This is a genomic window from Citrobacter sp. S46_ASV_140 (genome assembly GCF_018919545.1).
In the GTDB taxonomy this organism is placed as follows: domain Bacteria; phylum Pseudomonadota; class Gammaproteobacteria; order Enterobacterales; family Enterobacteriaceae; genus Citrobacter; species Citrobacter braakii.
In genome coordinates this window covers 45,133-61,712 of sequence record NZ_JAHLRC010000007.1, presented here as the reverse complement: position 1 = coordinate 61,712, position 16,580 = coordinate 45,133, and the positions used below count along the sequence as shown (strand labels likewise).

17 protein-coding genes are annotated in these 16,580 nt (G+C 54.2%); 4 read left to right on the top strand and 13 right to left on the bottom strand.

The features are described from left to right. Positions 1-228: 228 nt before the first annotated feature. Positions 229-1,182, top strand: a complete 954-nt coding sequence (gene metR / locus KQJ19_RS03980; RefSeq protein WP_003017908.1) for an HTH-type transcriptional regulator MetR — start codon at positions 229-231, stop codon at positions 1,180-1,182. Here the strand turns inward: metR and KQJ19_RS03975 are convergent. The 3 genes from KQJ19_RS03975 to pldB all read right to left on the bottom strand — a co-directional run bounded on the left by KQJ19_RS03975 (position 1,070) and on the right by pldB (position 3,882). Then, positions 1,070-1,969 (bottom strand): carboxylate/amino acid/amine transporter, encoded by a 900-nt coding sequence (locus KQJ19_RS03975; protein ID WP_016157852.1) that lies wholly within the window; start codon positions 1,967-1,969, stop codon positions 1,070-1,072. The two genes, metR and KQJ19_RS03975, sit on opposite strands and share 113 nt — an antisense overlap. An 80-nt stretch (positions 1,970-2,049) precedes the next feature. Next, positions 2,050-2,850: a sugar/pyridoxal phosphate phosphatase YigL gene (gene yigL / locus KQJ19_RS03970; protein WP_008787091.1), complete on the bottom strand. Its 801-nt coding sequence runs from the start codon at positions 2,848-2,850 to the stop codon at positions 2,050-2,052. Between the two features lie 15 nt (positions 2,851-2,865). After that, entirely contained in the window at positions 2,866-3,882 is a 1,017-nt protein-coding gene (gene pldB / locus KQJ19_RS03965; protein ID WP_003017911.1) for a lysophospholipase L2, read from the bottom strand. A 110-nt stretch (positions 3,883-3,992) separates the two neighbouring features. On the opposite strand from pldB, the gene rhtB reads away from it, so the two are divergent. After that, positions 3,993-4,613: a homoserine/homoserine lactone efflux protein gene (gene rhtB, locus KQJ19_RS03960; RefSeq protein ID WP_003828938.1), complete on the top strand. Its 621-nt coding sequence runs from the start codon at positions 3,993-3,995 to the stop codon at positions 4,611-4,613. Between the two features lie 44 nt (positions 4,614-4,657). Here the strand turns inward: rhtB and rhtC are convergent, their stop codons facing one another. The 3 genes from rhtC to pldA all read right to left on the bottom strand — a co-directional run bounded on the left by rhtC (position 4,658) and on the right by pldA (position 8,130). Then, positions 4,658-5,278 carry a threonine export protein RhtC gene (rhtC, locus tag KQJ19_RS03955; RefSeq protein ID WP_016155134.1) on the bottom strand — a complete coding sequence of 207 codons (621 nt, stop codon included), beginning with the start codon at positions 5,276-5,278 and terminating at the stop codon, positions 4,658-4,660. Between the two features lie 64 nt (positions 5,279-5,342). Next, positions 5,343-7,172 carry an ATP-dependent DNA helicase RecQ gene (gene recQ / locus KQJ19_RS03950; protein WP_019078429.1) on the bottom strand — a complete coding sequence of 610 codons (1,830 nt, stop codon included), beginning with the start codon at positions 7,170-7,172 and terminating at the stop codon, positions 5,343-5,345. Positions 7,173-7,260: 88 nt separating this feature from the next. Further along, entirely contained in the window at positions 7,261-8,130 is an 870-nt protein-coding gene (gene pldA / locus KQJ19_RS03945) for a phospholipase A (RefSeq protein WP_016157849.1), read from the bottom strand. Positions 8,131-8,295: 165 nt separating this feature from the next. Between pldA and yigI the strand changes: the two genes are divergently transcribed. Together yigI and rarD are read left to right on the top strand one after the other, a co-directional pair. Beyond that, entirely contained in the window at positions 8,296-8,763 is a 468-nt protein-coding gene (gene yigI, locus KQJ19_RS03940; RefSeq protein ID WP_003017917.1) for an acyl-CoA thioesterase YigI, read from the top strand. A 51-nt stretch (positions 8,764-8,814) separates the two neighbouring features. Continuing rightward, entirely contained in the window at positions 8,815-9,708 is an 894-nt protein-coding gene (rarD, locus tag KQJ19_RS03935) for an EamA family transporter RarD (protein WP_016155131.1), read from the top strand. 41 nt (positions 9,709-9,749) lie between these two features. Here rarD and corA read toward each other — a convergent pair whose 3' ends face one another. The 7 genes from corA to dapF all read right to left on the bottom strand — a co-directional run bounded on the left by corA (position 9,750) and on the right by dapF (position 16,571). Next, a complete protein-coding gene (gene corA, locus KQJ19_RS03930; RefSeq protein ID WP_003017920.1) occupies positions 9,750-10,700 on the bottom strand; it encodes a magnesium/cobalt transporter CorA in 951 nt (316 codons plus the stop codon). 154 nt (positions 10,701-10,854) lie between these two features. Then, on the bottom strand, positions 10,855-10,911 hold the full coding sequence (ysgD, locus tag KQJ19_RS03925) for a YsgD/CorL family protein (protein WP_212723238.1): 57 nt from the start codon (positions 10,909-10,911) through the stop codon (positions 10,855-10,857). 265 nt (positions 10,912-11,176) lie between these two features. Then, entirely contained in the window at positions 11,177-13,339 is a 2,163-nt protein-coding gene (gene uvrD, locus KQJ19_RS03920; RefSeq protein ID WP_003828957.1) for a DNA helicase II, read from the bottom strand. 88 nt (positions 13,340-13,427) lie between these two features. Further along, positions 13,428-14,144 (bottom strand): 5-amino-6-(5-phospho-D-ribitylamino)uracil phosphatase YigB, encoded by a 717-nt coding sequence (gene yigB, locus KQJ19_RS03915; protein WP_016155129.1) that lies wholly within the window; start codon positions 14,142-14,144, stop codon positions 13,428-13,430. After that, positions 14,144-15,046, bottom strand: a complete 903-nt coding sequence (gene xerC, locus KQJ19_RS03910; protein ID WP_049040600.1) for a tyrosine recombinase XerC — start codon at positions 15,044-15,046, stop codon at positions 14,144-14,146. The genes yigB and xerC overlap by 1 nt, the downstream gene beginning before the upstream one ends. Then, complete coding sequence (locus KQJ19_RS03905; protein ID WP_103767363.1) at positions 15,043-15,750, bottom strand: DUF484 domain-containing protein; 708 nt, start codon at positions 15,748-15,750, stop codon at positions 15,043-15,045. Before KQJ19_RS03905 ends, xerC begins: the two co-directional genes overlap by 4 nt. Then, the gene (gene dapF, locus KQJ19_RS03900; RefSeq protein WP_016155126.1) at positions 15,747-16,571 is read right to left on the bottom strand and encodes a diaminopimelate epimerase; all 825 of its coding nucleotides are present in this window, start codon (positions 16,569-16,571) and stop codon (positions 15,747-15,749) included. Before dapF ends, KQJ19_RS03905 begins: the two co-directional genes overlap by 4 nt. Positions 16,572-16,580 lie beyond the last annotated feature (9 nt).

Sequence of the window (16,580 nt, the reverse complement as noted above, 5' to 3'; positions counted from 1 at the left end):
TCCTCTAATTATATGTAAATCCTATTGATTTTTAATTTAGGGAAGGTGGCAAGTTTATTCATCCCAGGAGCTTACTGAAGTAAGTGACCGGGGTGGAAAAATACAGCCAACGCACCATAAATTTAAAAGACGAAGGATTTTAGCCATCCAGATGTTTACACATCCATAATTGACAGTTACTGTATATTCCTCAAGCGCAATTTGTTCATGCCGAAGTGAAGGACTTTCATGATCGAGATTAAACACCTGAAAACGCTCCAGGCGTTGCGGAATAGTGGTTCGCTGGCGGCCGCAGCGGCGACGTTGCATCAGACCCAATCCGCCCTCTCTCACCAGTTCAGCGATCTGGAACAGCGCCTTGGCTTTCGACTTTTTATCCGTAAAAGCCAGCCTCTGCGCTTTACGCCGCAAGGCGAAATTTTGCTGCAGTTAGCAAATCAGGTGTTGCCGCAAATTGGTCGTGCGCTGCAGGCCTGCAACGAACCGCAGCAAACCCGGCTGCGGATCGCTATTGAATGCCACAGCTGTATCCAATGGCTGACGCCCGCGCTGGAGAATTTTCGTGCGAACTGGCCGCAGGTGGAGATGGACTTTAAATCCGGCGTGACGTTCGATCCGCAACCAGCGCTACAGCAGGATGAGCTGGATCTGGTGCTGACATCCGACATTCTGCCGCGTAGCGGACTGCACTACTCGCCGATGTTCGATTTTGAAGTCCGCCTGGTTCTGGCGCCGGACCATCCGCTGGCCAGCAAGACGCAGATCACGCCGGAGGATTTAGCCAGTGAGACGCTGCTTATTTACCCGGTGCAACGGAGTCGACTGGATGTCTGGCGGCATTTCTTGCAGCCTGCGGGCGTTAGTCCGTCGCTGAAGAGCGTGGATAACACCCTGCTGCTGATTCAGATGGTTGCAGCCAGAATGGGTATTGCAGCTTTACCGCACTGGGTGGTGGAGAGTTTTGAACGCCAGGGCCTGGTGGTGACCAAAACCCTGGGCGATGGATTGTGGAGTCGGCTGTACGCCGCCGTGCGCGATGGCGAGCAGCGACAGCCAGTCACGGAAGCGTTTATTCGCTCAGCGCGGAATCACGCCTGCGATCACCTGCCGTTTGTACGGAGTGCGGAACGACCCACTTTCGATGTACCCACAGTGAAGCCACTATCACAGCCGCACCAATAATGAAGCTTGGCCAGTGAGGCTGTTGATGCCAGATAGCCAGGTTAACCAGCAGCCCGGCCGGCACATGCATATTGTTCATGATGCCCAGCGTCCCCGCATCCACCTGGGTCGCGCCGTAGTTCCACATAAAGTAACCAATGCCGGACGCTGCCACGCCAAGAAAGACCAGAATTCCCCACTGTAGCGTGGTTGCAGGCATTTTCTGCGCATTCCCCAGCATGAACCAGGCCACGACCGCCACCATAAAGGCCCCCATGTAAAACCAGGCAAAGGCGTTGTGCTGCGGCATTGGCCGCGTTTCCATCAGACGCTTGTAGCCCACCATGCCAATGGCAAAGCTGATATTGGACAACTGCACCAGCAGCAGGCCGGTCCAGAAGTGGCTGGTCACCTGATCGTAACGAATGATCCCCGCACCAATCACCGCCAGCAACGCACTGAAGGCGTAGCTCCAGCGCAGACGACGTCCGCTCATCAGGTCATAAATCAGCGTAATGTAGAGCGGCGTCAGCACGGTAAAGAGCAGCAGTTCTGAAACCGTCAGGTACAGATAGGCGTGAAAACTCAGCATATACATAATGCCAAGCTGCATGGCGCCCACCAGCATATACAGCGCGATGGTTTTTACGCTATGCCCACGGGTACGTAAAAACGGCAGGAACACCAGTGCCGCCAGCCCAACGCGCACCAGCACCGCAAAATAGCTATCGACATGACCGGCAAGGTACTCGCCAAACAGGCTAAAGGAAAAGGCCCACAGAATTGTGGTAATGATGAGTAACGCCACAATGGATGTCTCTTAACAAAAGGTACGCCCATTGTAGCGAAGTTTTAAGTTGACATCTGGTCAACTAACGAACAATAACATTACTGCAAAAACAGCTCACGCAGATAATGCGGCACGGCATCGTCGGCATTAAGACCAATGACTTCCAGTTCCGGATGCAGATCCTTCAGGCGCTGGTGAGCATTGCCCATAATGCAGCCTTTCCCTGCCATGGAGAGCATTTCCGCATCGTTCATTCCGTCGCCAAAAGCGATGCAATCTTTCAGGCTGTAGCCCATCGCTTTCGCTACCGCTTCCAGCGCATGACCTTTCGATACGCCGCCAGCCATGACTTCCAGGCAGGTAAGCGTAGAGAAACTGACGTTGACGCGGTCGCCCCAGCGAGCGTTAATCGCCTGTTCCAGCGGCAGCAGCCTTTCGTGAGAATCGGTGGTGAAAAACACCTTACTCACGCCTTCCGGCTCCAGTAGCGCAGGTTCAAACAGTGAATAGTTAAACACTGCTTCTTTGAAGAAGCGCATTTCGTCCGGGCGATGGCGGTTCATAAACCACTCATCATCACGATAAACGTTGGTCACGATGTCCGGGTTTGCATTCACTACGCCAAACAGGTCGCTGGCAATGTCGCGATCCAGGTTATGCGAAAACACCAGATTCCCGTCAGAATCATGCACACGCGCGCCGTTGGACGTGATCATGTAGGTTTTAATGCCGAGGTTATCGCGAATTTGCCCCACATCAACATGATGACGGCCAGTCGCAAACACAAAGTTAACGCCACGAGCGGTCAATAACTTCAGCGTCTCTTTGGCATAAGGGGACAGAGTATGGTCGGGAGAAAGCAGCGTACCGTCTAAATCAGACGCAACAACCTGATACATAAGAAAATTAAACCTCTAGGCAAAGCGGGTTCCGCTGGATGAGTTATGCTTGTCGAAAAATTCGACAATAGCGTTAAGCGCGACTGAGCGCATTGCGTCCTTTTCAAAAAGGATCTCATGGTACGCGCCTTTGATGACCAGCGGCTGCCCCCCTTCTACGGGATGACCCGCTGCGGCGCGGAGTTCACAAAAACGATCGTGCATGCGGTTATCTACCACACGCTCTTCTTCGGCCTGAATCAGCAGCGTCGGCGTCGCGTCGTCTCCTGCTCCAGCCAGAACCTGTTCGCCTGCCAGAATACCTTCACGTACCCAGTGGTAGGTGGGGCCGCCAACGCGCAGCCGTGGCTCATCCGCATAGAAGCGTAGATTGCGCCGATAGCGCTGTCGACTATGGGTTAACGCATTCATACCGAATGGCAGCGCCCGCCAGCGCCCGGTACCCATCGCATAACCTTCGCGGATCCGCGGATGCCCTTCAGCCCAGTCCAGAATGTGGCGTACCATCCAGTCGGGAAAGCGCATCACAATACCAAACATCGGCGCGCAAAGCGCGATAGCATCACACTGATTCGGGTGGCGCTGCAAGAATAACGTGGCTATCGCACCGCCCATTGAATGCGCCAGTATATAGCGCTTTCTCCACGGACCGGGTAGCACTTCCTGCTGCCAGAAGGCGGTTAAATCGTCGACATAGTCATTAAAGTTATCGACATGACCGCGATGCGGGTCCGAAAGCATACGCCCGGAACGCCCCTGGCCACGGTGATCGATAATGAGGACGTCAAAACCAGAATGAAACAGGTCATACGCCAGTTCAGCGTATTTCACGTAGCTTTCAATGCGTCCAGGACAGACGACGATGACGCGATCGTTTTTTTCTGCGTGAAAACGCACAAAATGGACGGGGATATCATCCACGCCCGTAAATTCCGCTTCTTCCCGCTGACGCCAGAAATCTGTCAGTGGCCCCATGGAAAAAGCAGCAAACGCGTTTTCTCTTGTTTCCCAGTCTTTTTGCTGCTGAAACATCGGGTATCCAGCCTCGCTGACCAAGTAAAATCGTTTTTTTCGCCGTCGCTGACACAACCTAACGGCAGTAGCGTATTGTGGCATAAAAATAGACAATCCGGGAGTTTCTCATGACCTTTGAATGGTGGTTCGCCTACCTGTTGACCTCTATTATTTTGAGCTTGTCTCCAGGCTCTGGCGCAATCAACACCATGACCACCGCCATCAGTCACGGTTATCGCGGCGCCAGCGCGTCGATTGCTGGTTTACAGACCGGACTTGGCATTCATATCGTTCTGGTTGGCGTAGGACTGGGAACGCTATTTTCACGTTCGGTGATCGCATTTGAGGTGCTGAAGTGGGCAGGGGCGGCCTATCTGATTTGGCTGGGTATTCAGCAATGGCGGGCGGCGGGTGCTATCGATCTGAACACCATGGCGAATACGCAATCGCGCAGCCGCCTGTTCAAACGCGCAGTCTTTGTTAATCTGACCAATCCCAAGAGCATCGTTTTCCTTGCCGCCCTGTTCCCGCAGTTTATCCTGCCACAGGAACCGCAGTTAATGCAGTACGTGGTGCTTGGCGTCACGACCATCGTGGTCGATATCATTGTGATGATCGGTTACGCGACGCTGGCCACGCGCATTGCTGGCTGGATTAAAGGGCCAAAGCAAATGAAAGCGTTAAACAAAGTGTTTGGCTCGCTGTTTATGCTGATAGGCGCCTTGTTAGCCTCGGCACGGCATGCCTGATGAAGGCGCCGGAGGCGCTAACGCTTATCCGGCCCGGAAGAAACTTAACGCGAGATAATCAGGTGGATACCGAAGCCCGCAAACAGCGCACCGGCAAAACCATCAATCCACTTCGCCAGACGCTGATAGCCACGACGCATTTTCGGCAGTGCAAACAGGCTGGCGACTACGGTAAACCACGCCAACGTTTCCACGATGATCAGGGCAAAGATCCCCCAGCGTGCGCCCGTTCCCACGTTATCGCCAACGAACAATGAGAACACGGAGCCAAAATAGATAATGGCTTTAGGGTTCGCCAGGTTGGTCAGCAGCCCCTTCAAAAAGCTGCGTCCGCTCTGCGCCAGCTCAACCTGCGGAGTGGGAGTCGCAACATCCTGTTTTTTAAACGCGCCGCGTAGCATCTGATAACCCATCCAGCACAGATACAGCCCCCCGCCCACCATAATAATGGTGTGCAGCCAGGCCATTTTTTCGATAATCAGATGTAGGCCGAGCAGCGCTACGCCAGCCCAGACCATGACGCCACAGGTAATACCCAGCACGCCCATCATGGCTTCTTTGCGCGAACGGCTAACCGCTGTTTGAGAAACAAAGAAAAAGTCGGGACCAGGGCTCATCAGCGCAACGATATGCACCAACGCAACGGTGAAAAATAGCGTTAACATAAAAATGACTCGCGGGGGAAATAGTTCAGTGAGTCACCATCCTGGCACTTTTTTGCCTGGCTGACTACTCTTCGTCGTCACCATCAACGTGCGCGCGAATAAGCGCCATAAACTCTTTGCCAAAACGCTCAAGTTTACGCATCCCCACGCCATTAACGCTCAGCATTTCGCTCGGTGAAACCGGCATCTGCTCAGCCATTTCAATCAGCGTGGCATCGTTGAACACTACATACGGCGGGATATTTTCTTCATCAGCAATGGCTTTACGCAGCTTCCGCAATTTGGCGAACAGTTTGCGATCGTAGTTGCCACCGAAGGATTTCTGCATCGCTCGCGGTTTCAGCGCCACAATACGCGGTACCGCAAGCTGTAGCGCAACATCACCACGCAGTACCGGACGCGCGGCTTCGGTTAGCTGTAACGCGGAGTGATGAGCAATATTCTGCGTCACCAGCCCAAGATGAATAAGCTGGCGGATAACGCTTACCCAATGTTCGTGGCTTTGCTCACGACCAATGCCATAGACAGGCAGCTTGTCATGGGCCAGCTCGCGAATTCGCTGGTTATTCGCTCCGCGCAGAACCTCCACGACATAACCCATACCAAAGCGTTGATTAACACGGTAGATAGTCGACAGCGCTTTGCGCGCATCCATGAGTCCGTCGTACTGTTTTGGCGGGTCGAGACAGATGTCGCAGTTACCACACGGCTCCTGACGCCCCTCGCCAAAATAGTTCAACAGCACCAGACGACGACAGGTTTGCGCCTCGGCAAACGCCCCCATCGCATTGAGCTTATGCCGTTCGATATCCAGCAGTTGCCCGGCGGGTTTCTCTTCCAGGCAACGGCGCAGCCATGCCATATCAGCCGGATCGTAAAACAGCATTGCTTCCGCAGGCAGGCCGTCACGCCCGGCGCGGCCGGTTTCCTGATAATAGGACTCGATGTTGCGCGGAATATCGAAATGCACCACGAAGCGTACGTTGGGTTTGTTGATTCCCATGCCAAACGCCACGGTCGCTACGACGATTTGCAGGTCATCACGCTGGAATTTCTCCTGCACTTCTGCACGTACAGCGTTTTCCAGCCCGGCATGATAAGCCCCGGCGCTAATGCCTCGGCTTTGCAGACGCGCGGCGGTGTCTTCTACTTTAGCGCGACTGTTACAGTAAATAATACCGGACTTACCGCGCTGCTCTTGCACGTAGCGCATCAGTTGATCGAGCGGCTTAAACTTCTCCATCAACATGTAGCGAATATTCGGGCGATCAAAGCTGCTGATCTGAATTAACGGGTCGTTGAGCCCCAGCAGACGCACAATATCCAGCCGGGTTGTCTCGTCCGCGGTCGCGGTCAGCGCGACAAACGGCAGAGTTGGGAAACGCTGACGCAACTGCCCCAGCGCGGCGTATTCCGGGCGGAAATCATGCCCCCACTGCGAAATACAGTGCGCTTCATCAACCGCCAGCAGCACCGGGTTCCAGTGCGCCAGATTTTCAAGGAAGTTATCCAGCATCAGGCGTTCGGGCGCAATGTACAGTAAGCGAATCTGCCCGCTACGACAGCCTGCCATCACCTCAAGCTGCTGCTCACGGCTTTGGGTGGAGTTCAGACACGCGGCCGCCACGCCGTTGGCAAGCAGTTGATCGACCTGATCTTTCATCAGAGAAATCAGCGGAGAAACAACAACGGTGAGGCCGTTAAGCAATAATGCGGGAATTTGATAGCACAGGGATTTTCCGCCACCAGTCGGCATAACGACCAGGCAGTCGCGACCAGCGATCACGGTATCAATGATTTCTTCCTGACCAGGGCGAAACTGTTGGTAGCCAAAGGTTTCCTGCAAAACCTGTTTAGCGCCCATTTCCAGATTCAACACTTCCGCCTGCGCCACATTAACCCCATTAGCCTGAAATAAAAACAGGCGCTATTTTCAGCGCCTGAGAGAGAAACTGCAATGATTAAAATACTCTCAATACCTGTCAGAAGATATCGTTAAGCATTACACCCACGCCAACACGGGTCTGATTGAAGTTGTAGTCAATCAGTGATTCGCCGTAGCCGCTGTAGACCTGGGTATAAAGACGCACATGCTTGGTAATGGGATAACTGGCCCCCAGCTCTGCGCCGCCGTAGCCGGTATTCCAGTTGTACTGGCCTTTCACACTGATCACCGCGTCACCCAGGTGATAACCCATTTTCAACTGATAGTAGCCCATATATTTGGTGATATCAGGGTTATCGTCAGTGCTGCCGATAACGTACCACGGCTTAACTTCCACCAGCCAGTTACCGTTTTCAGCCATCAGCCGGGTGTAAAGGCGGTTCCAGCTACGTGAGGTGGGGTCGGATCGACCATTGGAGTCATGGTTATAGCCCATTTCGACATCGCGGAGCGTCCAACCGGCAAAGCGATAGTCGGTGGCGAAACCGAGGAACAATTGCGGTTCATAGTTGGTTTCGCGAAACGGCGCAGACTCTTCACTGTTCGAAAGCTGCCACCAGGACTTCTGGGTATAGGAACCGCCGAGTACCGAGTTCGGGCCTAATATTCCGCGCCAGAGCGGAAACGCCAGGCTTAGCTGAAACTTAACCTCATCTTTGCGCGCATTTTCGGACCAGCTATAGCTGCTGATCGCCTCTTTGTTCATGTCGCTGGTATTGGTGTAGATGAGATAGTTGGTCTCATAAGGATAAAGCGTGAAAGGGTTGTCATGCTCCTGCAGCATGTTGGCGATGATACTGCCGCGAACCGCCGGTGCATCATGAATCTCTTTCACTGTCGCTTCCTGCGCATACGCGGTCAACGGCAGCATGACTGCTGGTAGTAACCATCCCAGAATCGCCCGCATCGGTAATGTTCTCCTGAACCAAAATATTGATGAATTGTATAATTATCTGGCAAGTATTCTACATACTTAGCGAGTTCCTCGTTAGTTATCCCGTCCTAAAGTAGAAAACAACAAATAATAAGCATAATATCAACATTTCATTAACCATTGAGATGTAGGGATCGTATGTCTGCCGTACTTACTGCTGAGGAAGCGCTGAAGTTAGTGGGTGAAATGTTTGTCTATCATATGCCGTTTAACCGGGCTCTGGGTCTGGAGCTTGAACGCTATGAGAAAGAATTTGCTCAATTAGCCTTTAATAATCAACCGATGATGGTCGGCAACTGGGCGCAAAGCATTCTGCATGGCGGCGTGATCGCGTCGGCGCTGGACGTTGCCGCCGGGCTGGTGTGCGTTGGCAGTACGCTGACCCGCCATGAGACGATCAGCGAGGATGAACTGCGTCAGCGAATGTCACGTATGGGGACAATCGATTTGCGCGTTGATTACCTGCGCCCAGGGAGAGGAAATCGCTTTACCGCCACCAGTAGCCTGCTGCGGGCGGGGAATAAAGTCGCCGTTGCGCGCGTGGAACTGCATAACGAAGAACAGCTTTATATTGCCAGCGCAACCGCCACTTATATGGTGGGGTAAGCGCTCAAAAAAAGGTAAACTGCTGTTACATTTCTGAAATGAGTTTTCCCGATGGATGCTAAACAAACGCGGCAGGGCGTGTTACTCGCTCTTGCTGCTTATTTTATTTGGGGTATCGCTCCTGCCTACTTCAAGCTGATTTACTATGTCCCGGCGGATGAGATCCTGACGCACCGCGTCATCTGGTCATTTTTCTTTATGGTGGTACTGATGAGTATCAGCCGCCAGTGGTCGGGCATCAAAACGCTGCTACAAACGCCAAAGAAGATCTTCCTGCTCGCGCTCTCTGCAGTGCTCATCGGTGGAAACTGGCTGCTGTTCATTTGGGCGGTCAATAATCATCATATGCTGGAAGCCAGCCTGGGCTATTTTATTAACCCACTGGTGAATATTGTGCTGGGAATGCTTTTCCTCGGCGAGCGCTTTCGTCGCATGCAGTGGCTGGCGGTACTGTTAGCCGCCTGCGGCGTACTGGTACAGCTATGGACCTTCGGATCGCTGCCAATCATCGCGTTGGGCCTGGCGTTCAGCTTTGCTTTCTATGGTCTGGTACGCAAGAAGATTGCCGTCGAAGCACAAACCGGCATGCTGATCGAAACCCTGTGGCTTTTACCCGTTGCGGCCATCTATCTGTTTGGCATTGCGGACAGCCCAACCAGCCATATGGGGCAAAACCCCATGTCGCTCAATCTGCTGCTGATTGCTGCAGGTGTCGTGACCACCATTCCGCTGCTGTGCTTTACCGGCGCGGCGACCCGTCTGCGTCTGTCCACGCTGGGTTTCTTCCAGTATATCGGACCCACGCTAATGTTCCTGCTGGCCGTCACTTTCTACGGTGAAGTTCCGGGAGCGGATAAAATGGTCACGTTTGCGTTTATCTGGGTGGCGCTGGCAGTTTTCGTGATGGATGCGATTTATACGCAACGACGGGTACGTCGGAGCTGAAGAAGTGCCGGATAAGGCGTAACCGCCATCCGGCACAGCCATTACAGCCAGTTCTTGCGCTTAAAGTACAGATACGGTGCCAGACCCGCGAGCATCATAAAGACAATCGCCCCTGGGTAACCGAAGCTCCAGTGCAGTTCCGGCATGAACTCAAAGTTCATCCCGTAGCTGGAAGCCACCAGCGTCGGCGGCAGGAACACCACAGAGACCACCGAGAAGATCTTGATGATGCGGTTCTGCTCGATATTGATAAAGCCCATCGCCGCCTGCATCAGGAAGTTAACCTTCTGGAACAGTGATTCGTTGTGCGGCAGCAGGGATTCGATATCGCGCAGAATCTCGCGCGCCTGTTCCAGCTGACTCCCCGGCAAACGCGCTTTACGCACCAGGAAGTTCAGTGCGCGCTGGGTATCCATCAGACACAGGCGGACCTTCCAGCCAATATCTTCCAGTTCCGCCAGCGTCGAAAGCGCTTCGTCATATTCATCGCCCTGACGCCCTTCCATGATCACACGGCTGAGTTTTTCCAGGTCGCTGTAGATATTTTCGATCTCATCCGCCAACTGTTCAATTTTAGTTTCGAACAGGTCGAGCAGCAGCTCGTAAGCGTTGCCATCCACCATCGCCTGATTACGCGCACGCATGCGGTACAGACGGAATGCCGGCAGCTCGCGCTCGCGCAGAGTAAACAGGCGACCTTCGCGAATGGTAAATGCGACGGTTGAGTTACCCGCGTGATCGTCGGCATCTTCATAGAAGAAGAAGGAGTGAATGTGCAGACCGTCTTCGTCTTCAAAAAAACGCGCAGATGCTTCGATGTCTTCCAGTTCAGGGCGCGTAGCCAGATTCTGGCCCAAGTCCTTTTGCACACGGTTTCGTTCTTCGTCATCCGGCTCGACTAAATCGACCCAAACCGAACTGGCCAGGTGCTCGATCTCGTCTGCCTCAAGGCGAGTTAAACGATTGTTTTCCAGTTGAAATGCGCTCAGCATGACCGGGACTCCCAATGCAAAAAATTATCGGACAGTTCGGAGGGCACACAGAAACAAATTGGGTTTCAGACCATTAAACAGCCTGACTCAGCGCGACGGGAAAAAACAGAAGGTCGCTGACAACCGCGAAGGCTATCAGCAAAAAGGGATAGCCTTAGGAGTTGATCCTGGATGACAGGATAATGAGCCAGTATCTACTGGGTGTGTCCAAGGCGAATGTCCTCTTAGCGTAATCGTGCGCGCATGTTACGCCAGCAAAATTTTGACGTCAACACGCAACGGATGGCGAAAAAGTAATAATTTCCCCTTATACAGAAAGGTTAGCAGAGGGGAATTATTTATCTATGATTTCAGAATATTAACCGACAGATAGCGGGATGGCGGCTTCGCCTTGTCCGGCCTGGAAATCAAAATGTTACCCGGTCTGTAGGCCGGATAAGACGCGCCAGCGTCGCCATCCGGCAAAGCCAAACCGATCAAACCGTTTCCAGTCTGGCGTAGGCTGCCACCAGCCATTTGATCCCTTGCCCCTGGAACGCGACCTGCAAACGACTATGCTCACCGCTTCCTTCCAGATTGACGATGGTGCCCTCACCAAACTTAGCGTGGCGCACGCGCTGGCCGAGCTTGTAGCCGGTATCATTTTCCGCCATTGGCGTGCCCATCCGCTGATGGCTCACCGGGCGGCTAACCGTGGCGCGCAGGCGAACCTCTTCAACGCACGCTTCCGGCAGTTCGCCGATAAAGCGCGACGGACGGTGGTAAACCTCTTTGCCGTACAGACGACGCGTTTCGGCGTAGGTCAGCGTCAGCTTTTGCATCGCGCGAGTCACGCCTACGTAAGCCAGGCGGCGCTCTTCTTCGAGGCGCCCACCTTCGTCCAGCGACATCTGGCTGGGGAACATGCCTTCTTCCATACCCACGATAAATACCTGGGGGAACTCCAGACCTTTCGCCGAGTGCAGCGTCATCAGTTGTACCGCATCCTGCCAGGTATCCGCCTGCCCTTCGCCTGCTTCCAGCGCGGCGTGTGACAGGAACGCCTGTAGCGGCATTAAGTCTTCGTCTTCTTCGTTGTAGCTGAACTGGCGCGTTGCCGTCACCAGTTCGTCTAAGTTTTCGATACGCGTCTGACCCTTCTCGCCTTTTTCCTGCTCGTACATCATGCGCAGGCCGGAGTCTTTAATCACCCGGTCAGTCTGCACGTGCAGCGGCATATCGGCGGTCTCCTGCGCCAGCGCATCGATCAGCTCCATAAAACGCTGTAAGGCGCTGGCGGCGCGACCCGCGAGGGCTTTTTCCTGCAACAGCTCACGACAGGCCTGCCACAACGTAAGCTGGCGGTCACGGGAGGTCTGACGCACGACATCTAATGTACGATCGCCAATCCCGCGGGTTGGCGTATTCACCACGCGTTCAAATGCGGCATCGTCATTGCGGTTAGCGATCAGGCGCAGGTAGGAGAGCGCATCTTTGATTTCCTGGCGTTCGAAGAAGCGCATCCCACCATAGATACGGTACGGCATGCTGGCTTGTAACAACGCCTCTTCCAGCACGCGCGACTGGGCGTTGCTGCGATACAAAATGGCGCACTGTTCCAGCGCACCGCCATTGTCCTGCCAGGTTTTGATACGATTGACCACAAAACGCGCTTCATCGAGTTCGTTGAACGCGCAGTACAGTGAAATTGGTTCGCCGTCGACGCCATCGGTCCACAGCTTTTTACCCAAACGCCCGTTGTTGTTTTCAATCAGGGCGTTGGCCGCGCTGAGGATGTTGTTGGTCGAGCGGTAGTTCTGCTCCAGGCGAATAGTTTCTGCGCCCGGGAAATCCGTGAGGAAGCGCTGGATGTTTTCCACCTGCGCCCCACGCCAGCCGTAGATCGACTGGTCATCATCGCCAACGATCATCACTTTGCCGGTATCGCCCGCCAGCAGGCGGATCCAGGCGTACTGAATGTTGTTGGTATCCTGGAATTCGTCCACCAGGATATTGGTAAAGCGTTCGCGGTAGTGCTGCAGGATATGCGGCTTGTTGAGCCACAGTTCATGGGCGCGCAGCAACAGCTCGGCGAAATCCACCAGCCCCGCGCGATCACACGCTTCCTGATAGGCCTGATACACCTTTTGCCAGGTTTGCTCAACCGGGTTGCCATAGCTCTGCAGGTGGTGCGGGCGCAGCCCTTCGTCTTTCTGGCTATTGATAAACCACATCGCCTGACGCGGCGGCCACTGCTTCTCATCAAGATTCATCGCCTTGATCAAACGCTTGAGCAAACGCAATTGGTCTTCGCTGTCGAGGATCTGGAAATCCTGCGGCAGGTTCGCATCCATATGGTGCGCGCGCAGCAGACGGTGCGCCAGACCGTGGAATGTACCCACCCACATACCGCCCTGGCTGGTTCCCATGATCTGGCCAATACGGTGGCGCATTTCCGCCGCTGCTTTGTTGGTAAAGGTCACCGCCATAATGGAGTATGGCGAGTTGTTCTCTACCGTCAGTAACCAGGCGATACGGTGCACCAGCACGCGAGTTTTACCACTCCCCGCGCCGGCCAAAACCAGCATGTTGCTGCGTGGCGCGGCCACCGCTTCACGCTGTTTATCATTAAGGCTGTCGAGCAGGTAAGAAACGTCCATTGGCACCGCCGCGTAAAAGTAGGTAAGGCGGATAAGCGTAGCGCCATCCGCCAAAAAGCTGGGTATATATACAGAGTTCTGCTGGTGATTATATCAGCGAGGTCAGAGATGCCAACTGTGAAATTTCGATATGCGGCAGCAAACGGCTGTCTGCGGTTTGCATCAGGTCGGCATTTTCCGGTTTGATCCAGCAGGCCTGCATACCGCAACGGATGGCCCCCGCCACGTCTGTCGTCAGGTCATCGCCCACATGCAGAATCTCAGCCACAGGCATTTTCAGTTTATCCGCCGCCAGCGCATACATGTCGCTGAACGGTTTTGATCGCCCGTCGGGACCGGCGCGCAGCACAAACTCAAAGTAATCGCCCAGGCCGAACAGTTCTGGCTGCGCGTTACCGTTGGTGATCGCCACCAGCGGCCATTTGCGGGCCAGCGCCTTCAGCGTGTCATGCGTCGCCTGCGGGACGTCAATGCGGCTACGCCATTTGGCGAAATTCATCATCGCCGCATTTGCCCCCATTCTGGCTTCTGCTTCTGACAATCCCGCCTCCAGCATAGCGCGCTCTACGGCGCGGTGACGCCATTGGGTAACGTCGTGGTAGATTTCCGGCTCAGCGTCGCGAACGGCCTGACGTAAGCGCTGTAGGTCGCTATTTTGCAGCGAATTCAACGCCGGATGGTAATTCTGTACAAACGCGAGCGCTTCCTGCTCGGTGCGTGTGATAACGGGACGGTTATCGTAAAGGGTGTCATCAAGGTCAAAGGTGAGCGCAGAAATGCGCCCCAAAGGCCGGTAAAAACGCATTATTTCCCCCGTTTGGCGCGCGGATGCGCCGCATCGTACACTGAAGCCAGGTGTTGAAAATCAAGATGGGTATAGATTTGGGTAGTGGAGAGATTAGCATGCCCCAATAACTCCTGTACCCCGCGTAGATCGCCGCTCGACTCCAGCATATGCGTCGCAAAAGAGTGGCGCAATTTGTGGGGATGTACGTGGCTGTTCAGCCCCTGTTTGATCCCCCATTCCGCAAAGCGTTTTTGTACATTACGCGCAGAAATGCGTTTGCCCAGTTTTGACAGGAATAACGCATCGTCATCGCAGCCAAATAGCCCCCGCAGGTCCAGCCAGTGCTCAATCCACGCCACTGCATTGCGGCCAATTGGCAGGCGACGTTCTTTACTGCCCTTCCCCATCACCCATACTTCGCCGGTGTCGAGATCGAGATGTTTAATATCCAGCCCAACCAGTTCAGACAAACGCAGCCCTGCGCCGTACATCACTTCTAACATTGCCCGGTCGCGCACGGCGAGGGGATCGTTGAGGTCGATATCCAGCAGACGATTAACGTCGTCGACATCGATATTTTTAGGTAGATGACGCGGTGCTTTCGGCGCGGAAACACTTTTTGCGGGATTGGCTTTCAGCTCGCCCTGATTAACCAGCCAGTCAAAGAAACTGCGCAATGCGGAGAGACGCAGCGCCAGGCTCGCCGGCCCCAGCCCTTTACGACGGCTGCGCACGGCAAAACTGCGTACCATCGAAGCGTCACATTGTTGCCAGCTTTGCAGACCGGTCTCTCCGGCTAACGCAATGATGGCATCAAGCTGACGCTGATAATTCAGCAATGTGATCGGGCTAAGCTGCCGCTCAACGCCCAGATAGCGTAAAAAGCGCGCCACATCCTGAGAAAGGGGTGAATCGGTCATACGCGTTCAATCCAGCGCTCCAGCAGCTCCGGCAACATCAGCGAGATTTCCTGTAGTAATTGCGTACCTTGCCCCTGCTGGTAATGATTAACGTCGCGACTGCTGAACAGCATCACGCCCAGGGATCCATCTTGCCCCAACATCGACATCGCCACCGAGCCTACCGCTTTCGCCTCGGGCATCATGACCAGAAGTTCCGGGCCATTGAGCGGCCCAAGATAGTGCTGTGACTGGCCCAGACGCTGAATACGCAGCGGTTCAAAAGCCTGACGGCTTAATGCCAGATGAGTGAATTTTGATGGCGCACCAAGTCGCCAGCGATCCGGGAACAGACGAACCGTCGCCCCAGCCAGCCCTAACTCACGCGCCCAGCGATGAAATCGCATCAGCATGTCGTCAAGACTGCTGGCCGATACCAGCCGGGCTTGCAGATTTAACAGACGATAGAACAGGCTTTCATTGGCGTTGGCTTGGTCCATCAACAACGCCATATTCTCTTCCAGCACGTTAATATGATTACGTGCCCGCGCCATATGCCATTCCACTAAAGAGACCGTGCCCCGCACCGGGTGTGGAACACGCATCGCTTCAACTGCCTGGGCATTACGGATAAAAAACTCAGGATTACGTTGCAGGTAATCGACGACCGCCCGGTCGTCCAGCTCCATGAGCGTTTCCTGTAGTTCTTCCCCTGGTTGCTTCATAAGTGAATAAATCCGTCGTAGACATGTGCCGCCGGGCCAGTCATATACAGCGGATGACCCGGACCTTTCCAGGCGATATCAAGTCGACCGCCCGGTAATTCCACCCTCACTTCTTCTGCCAGCAGGCCCTGCTGGATACCAACCGCAACAGCGGCGCACGCACCGCTGCCGCAGGCCTGCGTTTCACCCGCGCCGCGCTCATAGACGCGCAGCCGGATATGCTCGCGCTTTACCACCTGCATAAATCCGATATTGGCGCGTTCAGGAAAGCGTTCGTGACTTTCCAGAACCGGCCCCAACGTTTCTACCGTGGCCGTATCAACATCATCAACCTGAATTACGCAGTGCGGGTTCCCCATTGAAACCACGCCGCACAATACTGTCTGTTCAGCCACGCGCATAATATAGGTCTTCTCTGCTTTGTTGGCGCGAAACGGAACCTGCGCGGGTTCAAAATTGGGTTCACCCATATTCACCCGTACCAGCTCGTCGTCGGTTACGGTTAATACCATACGACCATTAGCGGTACTGACGCGAATATCACGCTTATTGGTCAGCCCTTTCAGGCGAACAAAGCGGGCAAAACAGCGGGCGCCATTGCCACACTGTGACACTTCACTACCGTCGGCATTAAAAATACGGTAGTGGAAATCCAGCTCCGGATCATACGGAGGTTCAACCACCAGCAGTTGATCAAATCCAACGCCGAGATGCCTGTCGGACAAGCGGCGGATCAGCTCTGGTGAGAAAAAGACATTCTGCGTTACCGCGTCGACGACCATAAAATCGTTGCCAAGGCCATGCATTTTAGAGAATTGCATCATTCACTC